The 17512-nt window shown below is 35.9% G+C and carries 16 protein-coding genes and 1 other annotated feature (1 of these 17 only partly in view); of the genes, 1 reads left to right on the plus strand and 15 read right to left on the minus strand.

The annotated features are described in order from the left end of the window. From ACMZ6U_RS01355 to dnaG, 11 genes are all read right to left on the minus strand, one after another. Positions 1-1761 carry a rhamnan synthesis F family protein gene (locus tag ACMZ6U_RS01355; RefSeq protein WP_416105878.1) on the minus strand — a complete coding sequence of 587 codons (1761 nt, stop codon included), beginning with the start codon at positions 1759-1761 and terminating at the stop codon, positions 1-3. Beyond that, the gene (locus ACMZ6U_RS01360) at positions 1758-3098 is read right to left on the minus strand and encodes a glycosyltransferase family 2 protein (RefSeq protein WP_416105879.1); all 1341 of its coding nucleotides are present in this window, start codon (positions 3096-3098) and stop codon (positions 1758-1760) included. Before ACMZ6U_RS01360 ends, ACMZ6U_RS01355 begins: the two co-directional genes overlap by 4 nt. Beyond that, the gene (locus ACMZ6U_RS01365; RefSeq protein WP_416105880.1) at positions 3098-4297 is read right to left on the minus strand and encodes an ABC transporter ATP-binding protein; all 1200 of its coding nucleotides are present in this window, start codon (positions 4295-4297) and stop codon (positions 3098-3100) included. Before ACMZ6U_RS01365 ends, ACMZ6U_RS01360 begins: the two co-directional genes overlap by 1 nt. Continuing rightward, a complete protein-coding gene (locus ACMZ6U_RS01370; RefSeq protein WP_416105881.1) occupies positions 4297-5103 on the minus strand; it encodes an ABC transporter permease in 807 nt (268 codons plus the stop codon). The genes ACMZ6U_RS01365 and ACMZ6U_RS01370 overlap by 1 nt, the downstream gene beginning before the upstream one ends. Positions 5104-5116: 13 nt before the next feature. Further along, positions 5117-6043 carry a glycosyltransferase family 2 protein gene (locus ACMZ6U_RS01375; RefSeq protein WP_416105882.1) on the minus strand — a complete coding sequence of 309 codons (927 nt, stop codon included), beginning with the start codon at positions 6041-6043 and terminating at the stop codon, positions 5117-5119. Continuing rightward, a complete protein-coding gene (gene cps2T / locus ACMZ6U_RS01380; protein ID WP_416105883.1) occupies positions 6033-7184 on the minus strand; it encodes a beta 1-4 rhamnosyltransferase Cps2T in 1152 nt (383 codons plus the stop codon). The genes ACMZ6U_RS01375 and cps2T overlap by 11 nt, the downstream gene beginning before the upstream one ends. A gap of 119 nt (positions 7185-7303) precedes the next feature. Continuing rightward, the gene (gene rfbD, locus ACMZ6U_RS01385; protein WP_416105884.1) at positions 7304-8155 is read right to left on the minus strand and encodes a dTDP-4-dehydrorhamnose reductase; all 852 of its coding nucleotides are present in this window, start codon (positions 8153-8155) and stop codon (positions 7304-7306) included. Positions 8156-8214: 59 nt separating this feature from the next. Then, positions 8215-9141, minus strand: a complete 927-nt coding sequence (locus tag ACMZ6U_RS01390; RefSeq protein WP_416105885.1) for a glycosyltransferase family 2 protein — start codon at positions 9139-9141, stop codon at positions 8215-8217. 20 nt (positions 9142-9161) lie between these two features. Further along, positions 9162-9500, minus strand: a complete 339-nt coding sequence (locus ACMZ6U_RS01395; protein WP_416105886.1) for a metal-sulfur cluster assembly factor — start codon at positions 9498-9500, stop codon at positions 9162-9164. A 374-nt stretch (positions 9501-9874) separates the two neighbouring features. Beyond that, positions 9875-10987, minus strand: coding sequence for an RNA polymerase sigma factor RpoD (rpoD, locus tag ACMZ6U_RS01400; protein ID WP_416105887.1), 1113 nt, complete (start codon positions 10985-10987; stop codon positions 9875-9877). 8 nt (positions 10988-10995) lie between these two features. After that, positions 10996-12771, minus strand: coding sequence for a DNA primase (gene dnaG / locus ACMZ6U_RS01405; protein ID WP_416105888.1), 1776 nt, complete (start codon positions 12769-12771; stop codon positions 10996-10998). 365 nt (positions 12772-13136) lie between these two features. Between dnaG and mscL the strand changes: the two genes are divergently transcribed. Further along, positions 13137-13508, plus strand: a complete 372-nt coding sequence (gene mscL, locus ACMZ6U_RS01410) for a large conductance mechanosensitive channel protein MscL (protein ID WP_416105889.1) — start codon at positions 13137-13139, stop codon at positions 13506-13508. A gap of 858 nt (positions 13509-14366) precedes the next feature. On the opposite strand, the gene lepA is transcribed toward mscL, so the two are convergent. The 4 genes from lepA to infC all read right to left on the minus strand — a co-directional run bounded on the left by lepA (position 14367) and on the right by infC (position 17472). Beyond that, complete coding sequence (gene lepA, locus ACMZ6U_RS01415; protein WP_416105890.1) at positions 14367-16199, minus strand: translation elongation factor 4; 1833 nt, start codon at positions 16197-16199, stop codon at positions 14367-14369. A 92-nt stretch (positions 16200-16291) separates the two neighbouring features. Continuing rightward, entirely contained in the window at positions 16292-16651 is a 360-nt protein-coding gene (gene rplT, locus ACMZ6U_RS01420; protein WP_000124839.1) for a 50S ribosomal protein L20, read from the minus strand. A 54-nt stretch (positions 16652-16705) separates the two neighbouring features. Further along, positions 16706-16906, minus strand: coding sequence for a 50S ribosomal protein L35 (rpmI, locus tag ACMZ6U_RS01425; RefSeq protein WP_018380793.1), 201 nt, complete (start codon positions 16904-16906; stop codon positions 16706-16708). Positions 16907-16941: 35 nt separating this feature from the next. Next, positions 16942-17472, minus strand: a complete 531-nt coding sequence (gene infC / locus ACMZ6U_RS01430) for a translation initiation factor IF-3 (protein ID WP_277841141.1) — start codon at positions 17470-17472, stop codon at positions 16942-16944. Between the two features lie 13 nt (positions 17473-17485). Beyond that, positions 17486-17512, minus strand: a sequence feature (ribosomal protein L20 leader region); it runs 98 nt beyond the window's last position.

The raw sequence follows: 17512 nt of genomic DNA on the forward strand, positions 1-17512 counted from the left end.
TTATCGTTTAATAATCCTCCTCAATATATACTTAATCGCACTCCCTGGCCCACGATAAATATATTTTAGTGCACCTTTGATACCACCAATATGATCAAAATTTACATAGGTATTAGGCAGTAACTCTGGTCTAATATTTAAAACATTATTATCAACAAAAGGTGTAATATAAACAGTATTTTGTGCAATGATATAGTCATAACGTTGATTCCATGCCAAGTATACTAAAATACGTTCGATGGCATGTAGAATGGTGTGTTGAGGTAGAGGCTCAGCAGGAATATCATCATCTGTCAAATTTAAGTCAAATAATGGTTTTAAGGCATCATATTTAAACCAAATAAATGTACCATAACTCATGATGAAAGTATCTAACTTATCAAAATCAATCTGGCGTTCCATTCCCATTCTTTGCCATAAATCATTCATATCTTGTGCAAAACGGTTTTCATTCCATGGATCAACAATTTTAGTATATCTAAAAAATGATGGTATATCAGCAATAACAAGTCCGATGTTATCATGAGACTCCAATTTATCAAGTAAACCATCCGCTGGCTGAATCAACATCTGGTTCAACTCATGACGCCATGAATCTCCAACCCAGTGTGGGTATTCCGGAGATTTTTTTGTATGAAAATGTCCAATATAATCGTAAGAAGCCAGTTGCTCTTTAAGCTTTAACATCGGGATGATGTCTCTACCTTTTTTTCCTGTAACAACAACCTGAGCCACTTTATCTAGGCTATCTAAAATAGTTTGAATTTCTTTCTTTTTTTCATCACTATCTGTTGTTAGAAAAAGATCATAATGAAAAGAAAATGCTTCAAAATATTGTAAAAACTCTTCTAATAAATCAACATAGAAAGTGTGCAAATGAATAGCTACTTTTTTATTTAGTGCTATTGTTTTATTGGAAGCAACAGTCGTGTTAAAGACTTTTTGATCAATTAAGTAAGGAGGAGTTGGTAAACTAACATTTGACATATGTTCATTAATCAAAGAAATGGGATAGTTAGATGATTTTTCTATAGCACGTATTGTATAAGGTGCTAAGTGCTGAACTAGGTCAAAAGTCTTTATTTTTATAAATGGTACCTTATGATCAATTAAAACATGAGGATAATGAATAGAAAAATTTGAATGGAAAAAATCTTTATTTAATGGCAGTGTGTTTAGTACAGATTGATACTTAAATCCTGCTTCAACAAAGAGTTTTGTATACATTGTTTCATAGTTGTCAATTACTTTTTGAACATCTTCATATGATTCTACGGATTTCCAAAATTTTTGGAAATCCGATGATTGAATCATACGTTTTTTAAATGAAATAAAGTAAGACTGTAAGTGCTCATTGATATAAATATTTCCTGCTTGTATCCCTTGATGATTGGTCATACCCCAAAAATCAACGGAATCATCATTTTCATAACGTTCATAATAAGGATACATATCCCATAAAGGACCAAAACAAGTATCATTCATGACTGTCACCGAGTCATAAGTCTTTAAAGATTCAAACCCTTCCAGCATCATACCATCGTGCCAGGCAGCGAAATCATAACCTTTATTTTCTCGTTGTTGATATTGAGAAATTAACTGACTATCAACTAATGTATCAATATCAGAACTTTCCAAAGGGCTATTAGAGAGAAAAATAACCTTTGAAAATAGGGGTCTCATTTTCTCTAATTGATAATAGACATGATTTGAAATTCTATTATATTTATTAAAATGAACGTAAATCAATAAGCGTTTCATTTTTTTCTCCTAAAAAAATTGATTATTTTAGTTGGAAAAATCCAACGGCGGGAACCAATTACAGTGTGGTATTTTTGAAAGAGTTCATCATATTCAGATTGTAATTCCATAAGTCGTAGACTATCATTATTAGTTTTTTGACTTTCTAATAGTAAAGAAGCAGATTCTGCCAATGATTGATTTTTAGATTCAATAACCTTTATTAACTCATTAGCAATATATGTCTCAGATGTAATATCTGAAATATTAAATCGCTCATACTCCAAAACAAATTGTTTATCTAAGTATGGGGTTAAATCAAACTCAATAAATGGATAAAAATCAGAAAAGACATAACTATTATTGTCTATATGAGCGTTAGCTTTTACAGGTAAAACCTCTGTTTGACAGTTAGATGTTGTAAGAGAAATTCTACGATAAAAACTTGGAATATTTGACATATGAATTCTTAACTTATTTATTTCACTCGGAACTTCGAATGTTATAGAGTCATTGAAAAATATTTTTCTATCAACCAAGATTTCTTCTTCCAGATTCGAATTAATGGCAACAACTGATAGGCTTTCTTTTTTTATAGAACCTTCGATGTCAAGATTTGTTAATTGGTCAAAATGATAGTCTATCGCATTTCCAATTTCTTTAGGAAAAGTTGAAATATGCTTCTTCAATATATAAGCATATAATGTATAGTATCCTTTTAAATCGTTTCTTTGACTCATAGAAGATTCTAGAACTCTATAATAAAAATAGGCTTCATGACAAGGTACAGCTATAGCAGCGTTAGAAACTATTAGCTTTAGGAAAAAATCATAGTCTTCCAACTTCTTATAATTTAGCTCCGAATCATAGGTAACTCCCTTTAAGATTGAAGTTCTGACTAGTGAACAAGAATCAATAAAATTTCCCTTAAATAATTCAAATAAATCAAAAGATTTTGTTTTTAAATAAACAGAATTATTATCAGGATTCACTAAATTGCCATAAACAATATCTGCATTCTCTCTCTCTGCAGTTTGAATCAACTTTTCAATATACATCTCTGATAAATAGTTATCACTATCCACAAAAAGGAAATAGTCGCTTTCTATAATTTCTAGTGCTCTATTTCTGGTAATCACTAAACCTTCATTCTCTTTATCAATATATTTAATAGCCTGCTCAAAACAGGTATTTGCTATCATATCTTCAATCAACTCACCCGACCGATCAGTTGAACCATCGTTCACTATTATTAAACTAAAATTTGTAAAGGTTTGATGAAAAATACTATTTAAACATTGTTCAATGTACTTTTCATGATTATAACATGTTACAATTACAGAAACACTTGGTTCCATTACTTAAATTTCCACTCCCCATTCCTTTGAATCATCCCTGTAGCAGAATCCTTAGCAGATATATCGTCGTTTGAAATATCAATTCTATTAATTAAAATTATTGGAGTATTATTCGCATCAGCAAAAGCAACCATTTTATCTGAGTCATCTCTAACGGAAACTTGAAGCTTTAATTTTAACTGATTAACATTAGGTATAACACATTTATAAGTGCACTCTTTTATTCCTGTCCCTTCTGTCATATAATCCATAGAATTGTCGTTATATATCCAAAAATTTCTATCAATATCTGTCAGAGAAAAAGCTATATAAGTGGCTATATTATCCAAGACTCTATAGCTAATTCTAAACTCTATCGAAGCTCCTGGCTCGATTTGACCTGGCGTTAAAAGTGTAACCTTCAAATTGTCTACATCAATTTTCTCTACTACAGAACCATCATTTTCCATTATCTGATTGGCATTGTCAAAACTGTATTGATTAGCTACTTCATCTGGTTCTCCTTGTGCTTTAATAAGACCATCTTCGATGAGAATAGCTTTACTGCAATATTTTTTCACAGCTCCCATATCATGGGTGACAAGGATGGTTGTTTTTCCACTAGTCTTACGTTCTAGAAAGTAGTCATTACATTTTCTTTGGAAAGCCTCGTCACCGACAGCTAGGACTTCATCAAGAATTAAAATATCTCCTTGAGCTTTAATAGCAACCGAAAATGCTAATCTAACCTGCATACCACTCGAATAGTTTTTGAGTTTTTGATTCATAAAGTCCTTAAGTTCAGCGAACTCCACGATATCATCGTACATGGCATCAATTTCTTCCGTTGTAAAACCTAGCATGGCACCATTGAGATAAACATTTTCCTTACCAGTCAATTCCGGATTAAATCCAACACCAAGTTCAATAAAAGAAACCATTTTACCATTGACTGTAACATTTCCTTTTTCAGGTGTATAAATTTGAGAAATAATCTTTAATAACGTTGATTTTCCAGAACCGTTTCGTCCAACAATTCCAAAAAAGTCGCCTTCTTCTACTTCAAAATTAATATCTCGAAGCACATGTTGCTCTTTATAGCCCTTTATACCTCGGAAACGATTGACTAGAGCTGTCCTTAGACTCTGTGTACTTTCTGTTGGTAGCTTAAAGTACTTACTAACGTGTTCAACTTTTACCGCAATATTTTTATTTAACATTATAGAATCTCCGCGAAACGATTAGCATTTTTTCTAAATACCCACAATCCAATAAAGAATACAATTACGGGTAAGATGTAAGGAATCATAGCAATCCACTTATGACCAATCAGATCCCATCCTCTCAAACTTCCAGAAAAAACAATAAAACGTCTCAAATCTTGAATAATTTGAGCTAGTGGGTTGAGCATCATGATTTTAGCAATTTTCTCCTGACCTCTTTGTAAAATAAAAGTTAAGGAGTAAATAATCGGTGTTGCATACATACCAGCCTGCATGATGACTTCCCAAATAGGTCCAATATCTCTAAATTTAACAAAAAGAGAAGATAAAATAAGAGAGATTCCAGCTGATAGTAAGAATAATTCAATAAATAATGGGATGACAATTAAAAAACCAATCGATGGTTGTACCCCATTGATTAAGGCAAAAACAAAAACAACTAGAAGATTAATGCCATAATTAATTGCAGCACCAATCACCGATGAAAAAACGATAATCTCTTTTGAAAAATTCAATTTCCGTAATAAATCACCACGAGAAACAATGGACATCATTCCCATGGAAGTCGCCTCTGTAAAGAAGCTCCACGTAACCATACCAAGTAGTAAACCTACTGCATAATGGGGTGTGCCATCATCAAAGCGCAAAAATCTGACAAACACAAGGTACATAATGGTAAAGAGCATCATTGGCTTTAAGATTGACCACAAATGACCAATCAAACTTCCCTGATACCTTAATTTAAAATCTGTCTTCACCATTTCTCTTAGTAAAATTCTATTTTTTTTATCAAAATAATTCATTTTTTCTCCAATTTTATTTATAACCTAACTTCGTTATGATTAATATTGTAAATACAAAAGTGTGAAAGCACCGATTTTTTTTAAACTTATACTCTCGGAGTAAACGCCATCGATCCAACCAATTTTTGTCCATTAAATGAACATATGCTTTAACCATATGAGTTGATGATTCCGACATTTCTTGAGTCAATAATTTTTCGGCTTGGTTTTGACTTGATTTAATGAGCCACCAGTATTTTGAAATCAGAGTATTAGGCTTCAACCAATTTTTTAATCGTTTAGACCAGGTCCTCGCCCCCAAAACATTAGCTTCATGCTGGCGGTAGAGTTGCGTTGCTAGATCGATATATACAAGTTTGCCAAATGATGCCGCTAATAGAGCCAAGTACCAATCATGCATGAGTAAATTATCATATACCTGCCATTTGTCAGCCAAGGCTTTATTGATCATCATGGTACCACCAGTTACCGTATTTTCCGTCAGCTCCTGTACTAGCTCAGTATTGGCATGATGCGACTGAGATTTTATCATACTTTCCTGAAGCACTTCCAAATCTTCATTGACAACCTTCAAATCTGTATAAACTAAGAGAGGCTTAGCTGAAGTTTCACTCTGTGCTCTTTTTAAAGTTACTTCTATTTTTTCAGGCAACCAAACATCATCTTGATCACTAAAAAAGTAATAATCGGCAGAATCGTATTTAACTAAATGGTAAAAACTCTTGATAACACCATAATTTTCATTTTGACCATCATTGATAAACTGGATTCTATCATCCTTTTTAGCCATATCTCTAATGATTGATGTTGTGTTATCACTCGAGCCATCATCACGAATCAGCAGTTGCCAGTCCTCAAAAGTTTGATTCTGGATACTCTTAATTTGATCAGCCAAATACTTCTCCCCATTGTAGGTGGACATCACAATATTAACTTTCATTTAGAAATAATCCCTCGTATTCTCCTACAATTTTTTCCCAAGTATAGTTAGAGTCGACATGTTTCCTGGCTTCACTGCCCAAGTATTTAAAATCATTAGTATCCACTGACTCAATAAGCGTTTTTAAGTTGCCTTCTTCTTTTGACCAATACAGGGCTGTTTGTTGAGCTACTTTTTGATTAAAATCAACCCCTAAAACGAGATTGACGTCTGTATGAGCTAAGGCTTCAAGTAAACCTGGATTAGTACCGCCAACCTCATGACCATGAATATAGGCATAAGCTGATTCACGGATGTAAGCAAGCAATTCCTTATCATAAACAGTTCCAACAAAATGAATTCTGGGATCTGATTGGAAATCTGTTTTTACAGCAAGTTCATCCACATAAGGATTCCCTTCGTGATTACACACAACGAGGAGCTTTCTGCTAGTTTGGCTTGCCTTAAACTCTTTCAGCATTGCTTCATAATTATTTTCAGGAACAAAGCGACCGACAATAAGATAATAGTCCTCTTCTTTTGTTCCCCACTTATCGTAAAAAGATTTCACACGCGCATCGTCTCGAGTTAAAGACGATCTCTTTGTCTCAGTCCCATAAGCAATAAAACGGGTCTTGCTCCATGGGTAAGAAACATTTAAATAATCTTCTATCCCTTCATTATCAGCAATAATCAAATCAGCAATCTGTGTCATAGCTTTTTCGGACTGCTTCAAATAGAATTGAACAGGTTTTGACCATTTGGCTCGACGCCATTCCAAACCATCTGGATTAACCAGCAGGATACCACCGACTGCTTTAATTTTTTTTGCAAAAGGTTTCATAAAGCGACCAATAGTATTTCCTAATATGTAAAAAATAGGATGTTCAATTTGCTGCTCTTTAATATAGGAAAGTGCGTAATTAATAGCCATCATATCATAAGCAATGACACGAGCTGGACCAAGTTTAGGTGGATTGATCGTAAAACAATCCGCGCCTCTAAAGGTAAAATGTTCTCCTGTTTTCTCATCACTCAAACAGGCAACATGATACTTTAGTTGGGAACTTACCTGATGTGTCACTAATGCTTCAACAAAGGTCTCAAAGCCACCATATTTAGCAGGCAGCCCTCTGCTTCCTATTATAAAAATATGGCGCATAAAAACTCCATTCTATTTAGTACAATCATAGTCTATTATACCATAATTTCATTTTCTTCGTTTAAATAAAAAAATCCTCTCTGGCACTGCTAGTCAAAGAGGAATTTCTATTGAATCATTTATTTTTTATCTTGCTTATAAAACTCTTGTAAAGCGTCCTGCCATGTTGGAATAACAAATCCAGTAGCTTTCGCTTTTTTCAAACTCATTGTTGAATTAAGCGGACGTTTTGCCTTAGCTGGAAAAGCTGATGAATCAACAGGCGCTACTTCAACATCTGTATCTTTCAAAATTTCTACAGCAAAATCATACCATGTTGTGTCTTGATCCGTATCATTTGAGAGGTGGTAGTAGCCAAATTCTTTACGGTTCTCAGCCAAGTACGTCATAAATTCAGCCAAGGTACGTGTCCAAGTTGGACGACCATGCTGGTCATTAACAACCGTTAAACGCGGATGCTTCTTGGCCAACTCCTGCATGGTGAAGACAAAGTTTTTACCATAGTTGCCAAATACCCAAGCTGTGCGAATAATGTAAAAGTTCTTGGCATACTTTTCAACAGCTTCTTCACCAAGGCGTTTGGTACGTCCGTACTCAGTCTTTGGATCTGGCATATCCGTTTCAAGCCATTCTTGTCCCACTGGTTTGTCACCGTCAAAAACATAGTCCGTTGAAATGTATACTAAAGTAGCATTATGTTTAGCAGCAACTTTTGCAACGTTTTCCGTTCCAGTCACATTAATAGCGTAGTTGAGCTCTTTCCCTTCGTCTTCAGCCGCATCAACCGCAGTATAAGCAGCACAGTGATAAACCAATGTTGGTTTAACCTGTTCAAAAACTTCCTCCACCTTTGCTAAATCAGTAATGTCCATTTCAGCCACATCAACTGCTACGTACTCTTCATAACGTTCATCTAGCAAATAACGAAGTTCAGTCCCCAATTGACCATTGGCACCTGTAATTAAAATCATGTTCTTCCCCTTGATTCTATTGTTCTTGAAACAAAGTATATCAAAAAAAGGGTTTTATTTCACCCTTTTTCTTTGACAATGTAAACAGGACGTTTCTTAGTCTCTAAGAAAATTTTAGCGATATATTTACCGATAACTCCCAACGCAAGTAGTTGTAACCCTCCTATAAAGAGCATAATAGTGACTAAACTTGCCCAACCAGCAACTGGATCATCAACTAGAATTTTTCTTACAATTACGAATAGAATACCTATAATTGATGCCATAAATGAACCAGCACCTGCCCAAAGCGCAAGATTTAGAGGAGCTTCTGAAAAGTTGATAAAACCATCCATGGAGTACTTCAGCAAACTCCAAAAGGACCACGATGTCTCTCCCGCAATTCGTTCTCGATTTTCAAAAGAAATATAGGTAACATCGTAACCAACCCAAGAAAATAGTCCTTTAGAAAAACGGTTCACTTCACCAAGTTCTAAAATACTATCAACCACCTGACGCGTCATCAAACGAAAATCTCTAGCACCGTCAACCATCTCTGTACTAGAAACAAGGTTGATCAACCAATAAAATGTTCTAGCAAAAAACGATCTCAGTGGTGGCTCCCCTTTTCGATCCGCTCTGCGGGTTCCAACAACATCGTAACCTTCTTGAATTTTTGCATACATTTCACTGAGTAGTTCTGGAGGGTCCTGCAAATCGGCATCCATAACAGTGATGTAATCCCCTCTTGCCTCCTCAAGACCTGCTAGTAAAGCAGCCTCCTTACCGAAGTTTCTCGAAAGAGACAAGTAGTGAACATTGATATACTTTTTTGAAACATCCCTTAATACAGATAGAGTATTATCTTTTGAACCATCATTCACAAAAATATATTCAAACAGTAATTCCGTAGATAACTCTTTTTCAACTTTTTGTGTTTCTTCCAAAAAAGGACGTATAGTTTCTTCTTCACCATAACATGGAATGATTAAACTTAGTGTTTTCACAATCCTTCCTCCTTTATTATTTATCGAATCCCAAGAGCTATTCTAGCGTAGCGACTCAGACGGTCTACTGACCAAGCTGGTGTCCACACCAAACGCACTTTTGCATCAGTCACTTCTGGAACAGACTTTAAAACATCATAAATCTGATCTGTAATAAGGTCTGCTAGTGGACATCCCATAGTTGTTAAGGTCATGTCGATTTGTGTTTTACCATCTTGCTCGAAGTGAATTTCATAAATCAAACCAAGATTGATGATGTCAATACCCAGTTCAGGATCAATAACTTCTTCAAGAGCCTCAAAAATACGCTCTTTAATATTAGCAATTTCTTCTTCCGTATAATTGATAACTTCTGACATATTTTCCCTTTCACAATAGCTTATCTGGAATTAAGGCGATTAAAAATGTCTATTAGACTACTCTAGTTCTAGTAGAGTACTAAAACAGGCCACTCCTACACTTGTTTCTTATTTCTAGTGAGCAATTAAAAATATCTGACTGATTACTCTGATTTCTATTTTTAGCAGAGCACCTAAACAGGCTTCACTTCACTCATTTCTTATTTTTAACAAACTTTTGCTAGTTATTGAACGCATTTAAATTCCTAGGCGACCATTAAAAACTCCTATTTTTAACGACCGTATTTAGTTTTTAGCAAACGATTAAAGTATCTAGTAGGCTAACAGTGGTCATTTTTATTAAATTACCTAAAACAGTCTATGCCTAGACTGTTTTAGTCCTCCATAAAGTCTTTGAGCTGTTTGCTACGGCTTGGATGACGGAGTTTACGAAGCGCTTTTGCTTCAATCTGGCGGATACGTTCACGGGTAACGTTAAAGACTTTACCGACATCTTCGAGCGTACGCATTTTTCCATCATCTAAACCGAAACGCAAACGAAGAACGTTTTCTTCACGATCTGTGAGTGTATCAAGAACATCATCTAACTGCTCACGAAGAACAACACGTGTGGTGTAATCAACTGGATTTTCAATCACTTCATCTTCAATAAAATCACCTAAATGACTATCATCTTCTTCACCGATAGGTGTTTCAAGAGAGACTGGCTCTTGTGCTATTTTTAGAATCTCACGCACCTTGTCAGGAGTCATATCCATGCGTTCTGCAATTTGCTCGGGTGTTGGATCTTGTCCTAACTCTTGCAAAAGATTACGTTGCTCACGAACCAGTTTGTTGATTGTTTCCACCATGTGAACGGGAATACGAATGGTACGAGCTTGGTCTGCGATAGCACGTGTAATAGCCTGACGGATCCACCATGTTGCATAAGTTGAAAATTTGAACCCTTTTGAGTAATCAAATTTATCAACAGCTTTCATAAGTCCCATATTACCTTCTTGAATCAAATCCAAGAATTGCATCCCACGTCCTACATAACGCTTAGCGATAGAAACAACCAAACGTAAGTTAGCTTCTGCAAGACGTTGTTTGGCTTGAAGATCACCATTTTCAACAGCAATAGCCAATTCTTTTTCTTCCTCATTGGTTAACAGTGGTACGACACCAATTTCTTTCAGGTACATACGAACAGGGTCGTTCACTTTCGCTGAATTGCTACCTAGAAGCTCTTCATCTGTTAACTCTTCAGGTTTTGGTGCTTCAACAACATATTTAGAGGATGGATTGCCATCCTTATCTGTAATAGCAATACCACCATCTGTTAGACGCTCTAAAAGATCATCAATTTGATCTGCATCTAAACTAAAGGGAATAACTAATGTTTCAGTAACTTCGGTATCAACAGCAGTACCAGCTTGCTTGTGATTACGAATAAACTCAGCAACCTGAACGTTAAAAGTTGTTATTTCTTTAGTTTTTTCTGCCATAATTCCCTCTATTCTATACTTCTTTTCTGTGCAATAAGTGCTTCTAAGGCGGCAAGTGCACTTTCTTGATCGCCCTGGTTACTCGTATCTTTAATCAATTGACTTTGCTTACGCATATCATTTTGTACTAACAGACGTTCACGATGTCTCTCTAAATCTAAGATTTCATTGTCCCCAACTTCTTCTGGCAACTGCTCTTCCAAAACTTGATAATAGGCCTGCTGCACTGCTTCAGACTCTCCAGATAATTCAAATGAAGTAATATCCCCATTAGCCAATAACAGTTGATACAACTCAATTAATTCGGGGGTATGGAATTGAAAGTCATCCCTCAACTTAAAATCATTAAGAATCACAGGATGAAAGAGCATACGATGAAAGAGATGATTCTCTGTCTTTCTAAGGGCTGTCACCTGCTTAACGATTGGCATATCGATATAGACAGGCTCCACTGCTTGCGTTTGAACCGTATCTTGTCTTATGGAGAGACGACGGTTATTGACAGACTGCTCAACTTGATGGTAGTCAAAATCTGGCAGCAACTCTGCAACCTTACTGATATAGGTATTTTGAGCTGTAATGGATGGTTCTTTAGCAATAATATCAGCTATTCGTTCCACATAAGCAATCTGACTTTGAAGGTTATCACTGTTCTCAGGAAGGAGATGATACATCCAAAATTCCACTTGACTAATCCGAGATTTTTCAAGTAAATAGGCCAATTCTCCCGCTGAAGTAGCTTTCAAGTATTCATCCGGATCCATTCCTTGTGGCATCTTGACAACATCCACTGTAAACTGTGCTAGAATCTCTAAAGATTTGGCAATGGCGTTTTGCCCAGCAGCATCACCATCATAGGTTAGGACGACTTTTTTAGTGAATTGACTCAGATGACTCACATGTTCTTGCGTCAAAGCCGTTCCCATAGAGGCAACTGCATTCACCACCCCAGCTTGATAAGCAGCTATGACATCCATAAAACCTTCCATTAGGTAGACTTCCCGTTTTTTGGCAATGACTGGTTTAGCCTGATCTAAATGGTAAAACTCATAAGATTTATTAAAGATTGGTGTTGAACGAGTATTTTTGTATTTTGCGTGATGACTCTCTTTAGCCTGTTCTGTCCAAATACGGCCAGAAAAACCAATGACTTTCCCTTGATCATTCGTCAAGGCAAACATAATCCGATTTTGAAAAGCATCATAGATACGATTTGATTCCTCAGATAGATTGAAAAGACCTGAAGCTAAAATAGTCTCCTCATCATACTTATTCGATAAAGATTTGAATAAATAATCAGGTTCTTCAGGTGATAGACCAATCTGAAAATGCTTAATCAACTCATCCGTTAGCCCTCTCTCATATAAATACTGTCGTGCCACCTCTCCTTGCTTTGTTGTCATTAAAACTGCCTGAAAGAACTTATTGGCATCAGCATTGATCTGAAATAGTTTCTCGTGAGGATGCTTAGGTTGATGATGATTGGTTTGTGGCACTTGAACAGACATATCCAAGCGATCTGCCAAGACAGTCGCAGCCTCTTTAAACGGAATTTGCCTATAATCTTCTAGAAACTTAAAAACGTCACCTGATTTTCCACAACCGAAGCAATGGTAAAATTGCTTATCTTCGATAACGTTAAATGATGGCGTTTTTTCCTTATGAAAGGGACAAAGTCCCAAGTGATTGTGACCTGCTTTCGATAGAGCAACAACCTCTCCGATAACATCTACAATATTGGTTTCTTGCTTGATTTGAGCAATGGTTTCTTTATCCAAAATCATAACATCACCTCCACAAAAATCCAATTTTGCCTTACATTGCATTATAACATTAACAATGGCACGTGTAAAATAAAAAATTTAAGATAAATGTATGATAAGGATGCTTTTAAAAAGACTTCACTACAAATCGGAGACTAGTAATCTGCATCAGAATTTTATCGAAATTTCCTAATCTTCTATTAATGTAAATGCTTATCGCTCGCTGAGTCATACTATTCCAAGAAACAAGTACTGAAAAATATTGAAAACGCTCCCTGAAACCTTTTATTTACTCGTGTTTTCACTAACATAAAAAAAGTTCAAATATCTTGCTACTAATCTTCCTTTACTGTATAATAAATTCTAATTAAAGAAAGGGATCGATTATGATTAAAGAATTAAAAGCTTTTTTGTTTAAAGGTAATGTCCTTGACTTGGCTGTTGCCGTTATCTTTGGTGCTGCTTTCAGTGCCATCATCACATCATTAGTGGAAGATATCATTACTCCTCTACTATTAAATCCTATTTTACAAACAGTTAACGCAGAACGCATCGCTGAATTGACATGGAACGGTGTTGCTTACGGTAACTTTTTGAGTGCTGTACTTAACTTCTTAATTGTTGGTACTGTCCTCTTCTTCATCGTTAAAGCTGCAACTAAATTAATGCCAAAGCAAGACGAAGTTGTTGAAGAAGTTGTCCTTTCAAACGAAGAGATTCTTCTTGCAGAAATCCGCGATCTTTTAGCGCGTAAATAAGAAAATCTATTTATTACAAAAAGCAGGTTCTAAAACCTGCTTTTTTTGATTATCTTTTACATAATTTTCAAAAATGCGTAATAGACCATACCCTACTAACCTCTCCCTTTGAAAAAGACAATAGAGTTAAGAAATCTAGACCTATAGTTCTTCTACCAATCTCTCAGATCTTTTTCCTTCTTTTACTGATATCAATCGCTTCACTGATATATAACCAATAATTATCAATAACTTTTAAGGTGTCAGGCGATAGAACCACGCTTTTCTTTCTTGCGTTTAAAAATAAGAAAATTAAATAAGAACTCAAAAATTTACCTTATAAACCGAGCAGTCATCTTTTCGCATGTATGATCTATCTATCACTATAAACTAAAACACTTCCTATTCTATTTGGAATAATCTTATTTTCGAGCACAATACTCTTTCTCTCCCTTTTTGTTAATAATAATGTCTCTATCATTGGTAAGAGTCAACTCTCTAACAAGACTTTTCTCTTTTCTACTGTTATCAAGTAAGATTCTATTCTAGTAGTATCGAGCGTAATTTATCTTTTCCCAATAGATATAGATAGCTACCTAAGAGCAGGACGTTGTCAAAAATTCAACTTTAGAAAATAGCTAATCTGCTTCTAGATGTTTTAAAATGCCAAACCAAGAGGAAATGGACCATAAGAAGAGGAATGAGCAAAAAATACAAGGTATATGTCTTATAAATTACTGGCTCAATGAGCACCAGAAGCTTTTCGAGAAAATGGTGTGCCAATTTTTTTCTGCCAAGAGCTGATGTCGTAAAAAATTTCTATCATAAATTAATTCAAGATAGGAAGCTATTATCTCTAATTTACGAGCCTTTGCAAGGTTACTTCTTCTCATCTTCATCCATTGATAAGACACTCAAGAAGGCTTCTTGTGGAACTTCAACTGAACCAATAGATTTCATGCGTTTTTTACCAGCCTTTTGTTTTTCAAGCAATTTACGTCTTCGCGTGACATCTCCACCGTACAGTTTGGCAGTCACATCTTTACGTAGAGCCTTGATATCTGTACGTGAAATAATTTTTTGACCAATAGCTGCTTGGATAGGGACTTCAAACTGTTGACGAGGAATGATTTTCTTCAATTTATCCACAATGAGTTTTCCACGTTCATAAGCAAATTCTTTATGGACAATAAAGCTCAGAGCGTCTACTTTATCCCCATTTAAAAGAATATCCATTTTAACTAGTTGTGATCGACGGTATTCAGAAATCTCATAATCAAAACTAGCATAACCACGCGTTGATGACTTGAGTTTATCAAAGAAATCAAAGACAATCTCAGCTAATGGAATCTGATAAATCACATTGACACGATTATCATCTATATATTCCATAGTTTCAAAAGAGCCACGCTTACGTTGAGCTAATTCCATGACAGCACCAACATAGTCTTGTGGAACCATGATTTGCGCTTTAACGTATGGCTCTTCAATGGAATCAATCCGAGTTGGCTCAGGAAATTCTGAAGGGTTTGAAACTTCCAAAGACTCTCCATCCGTTGTATTGACATTATAAACTACAGAGGGAGCTGTCATAATCAGATTGATATTAAACTCACGCTCTAAACGCTCTTGAATAACATCCATATGAAGGAGCCCCAAGAAACCACAGCGGAAACCAAATCCCAAAGCTTGGGAGGTTTCAGGTTCAAATTGTAGACTGGCATCATTGAGTTGAAGTTTTTCCAAGGCTTCACGAAGGTCGTTATACTTATTGGATTCAATCGGATACAAACCAGCAAAAACCATTGGGTTCATCTGCTTGTAGCCAGATAGTGGCTCACTCGCAGGATTATCAGCCAAAGTAATAGTGTCACCGACACGCGTGTCTGCTACAGTTTTAATTGAAGCAGCAATATAGCCAACATCTCCCGTTGCCAAGTAATTTCGTTCAACAGCCTTTGGAGTAAAAATACCGACCTCAGTGACATCAAAGGTTTTACCATTGGACATGAGTTGAATTTTATCACCTGGCTTAACCATACCATTAGTCACACGCACCTGAAGGATAACCCCACGGTAAGCATCATAGGCAGAATCAAAGATAAGAGCCTGAAGAGGTGCTTCCACATCCCCTGATGGCGCAGGAACTTTTTCCACAATCTGCTCTAAGATATCTTCGATACCGATACCAGCTTTTGCAGATGCTAAAACAGCATCTGAAGCATCAAGACCAATAACATCTTCAACCTCAGCTCGCACACGCTCAGGATCTGCAGCTGGCAAATCGATTTTATTAATAACCGGCATGATTTCTAAATCATTATCCAAAGCTAGATAGACATTAGCAAGTGTCTGAGCTTCAATACCTTGTGCTGCATCAACAACCAAGATAGCTCCCTCACAGGCAGCCAAGGAACGTGATACCTCATAGGTAAAGTCAACGTGCCCTGGTGTATCAATCAAGTGAAAAATATACGTCTCGCCATCTTTAGCTGTATAATTGAGCTCAATAGCATTTAACTTTATAGTAATTCCACGCTCACGCTCCAAATCCATGCTATCAAGCAATTGTGCTTGCATTTCTCGACTTGAGACTGTTTCTGTTTTTTCTAAAATACGATCAGCCAGTGTCGATTTTCCATGGTCGATATGAGCAATAATGGAGAAATTACGAATCTTCTCCTGACGTTTTTTTAAGTCTTCAATCTTCATCTATACTATCCTATATCATTTAATCGTTACACTTTATTATAGCAAAAAATACACCTAAAAAAAAGAACTGGAAAACCAGTTCTTTCATAATCTTATTTACCAAGTTTTGCTTTAGCAGCGTCTGCAAGAGCTGTGAAAGCTGCTGCATCGTTAACTGCCAAGTCAGCAAGCATTTTACGGTTTACTTCAATTTCAGCAAGTTTCAAACCATGCATCAATTGTGAATATGACAAACCATTCATACGAGCTGCCGCATTGATACGTGTGATCCAAAGTTTACGGAAATCACGTTTTTTCTGACGACGGTCACGGTATGCATAGTAATAAGAGTTCATTACTTGCTCTTTTGCAGTACGGAACAAGATGTGTTTTGCTCCATAGTAACCTTTAGCTAATTTTAAAACACGTTTACGACGTTTGCGTGAAACAACGCCACCTTTAACACGAGCCATTTATATTTTCCTCCGAATAATTCTAAATAATACTGTTAATGTTTACAGACCTAATTATTTAAGGCGAGTAAGCATTGCTTTGATACGTTTGAAATCTCCAGCGTTAACCATTGACGCTTTACGAAGATGACGACGTTGTTTCTTAGTTTTTCCGTGGAAACGGTGAGACGTGAAAGCACGGAAGCGTTTCAATCCGCCTGAACCTGTACGTTTAAAACGTTTAGCTGATGCACGGTGTGTTTTTTGTTTTGGCATTTTTCTTCTCCTATTGATAGATATAATCTGACAAGTTATTTCTTGTCTGGAATCGGTGCAAGTTGCATGAACATTTGGCGACCATCCATTTTAGCTCTTTGCTCAATGATAGCAATATCTTGAGTTGCTTCTGCAAACTCAGCCAACACTTTTGCTCCAATTTCCTTATGAGTAATCATACGCCCTTTAAAGCGAATAGAAACTTTAACTTTATTTCCTTTTTCAAGGAACTTACGGCCGTTACGAAGTTTTGTCTCAAAGTCCCCTTTATCAATAACTGGACTAAGTCGAACTTCCTTAACAGTGACAACACTTTGTTTTTTGCGCTGTTCTTTTTGTTTCTTCTGATATTCAAACTTGAACTTACCATAATCCATAATTTTAGCAACAGGTGGAGTGGCTTGCGGTTGGATAAGCACTAAATCAACATTTGCCTGATCGGCAATTGATTGAGCTTCTGATAATGGTTTAATACCTAATTGTTCACCTTCAAGACCAACTAAACGAACTTCGCGAACACGAATTTCGTCGTTGATGAATAGATCTTTTTTAGCTATGATCTTCACCTCTTTATTTTTTTAGAGAAAAACAAAGCGGACTTGACAA

This window comes from Streptococcus pluranimalium (assembly GCF_047785745.1).
In the GTDB taxonomy this organism is placed as follows: Bacteria; Bacillota; Bacilli; order Lactobacillales; family Streptococcaceae; genus Streptococcus; species Streptococcus pluranimalium_B.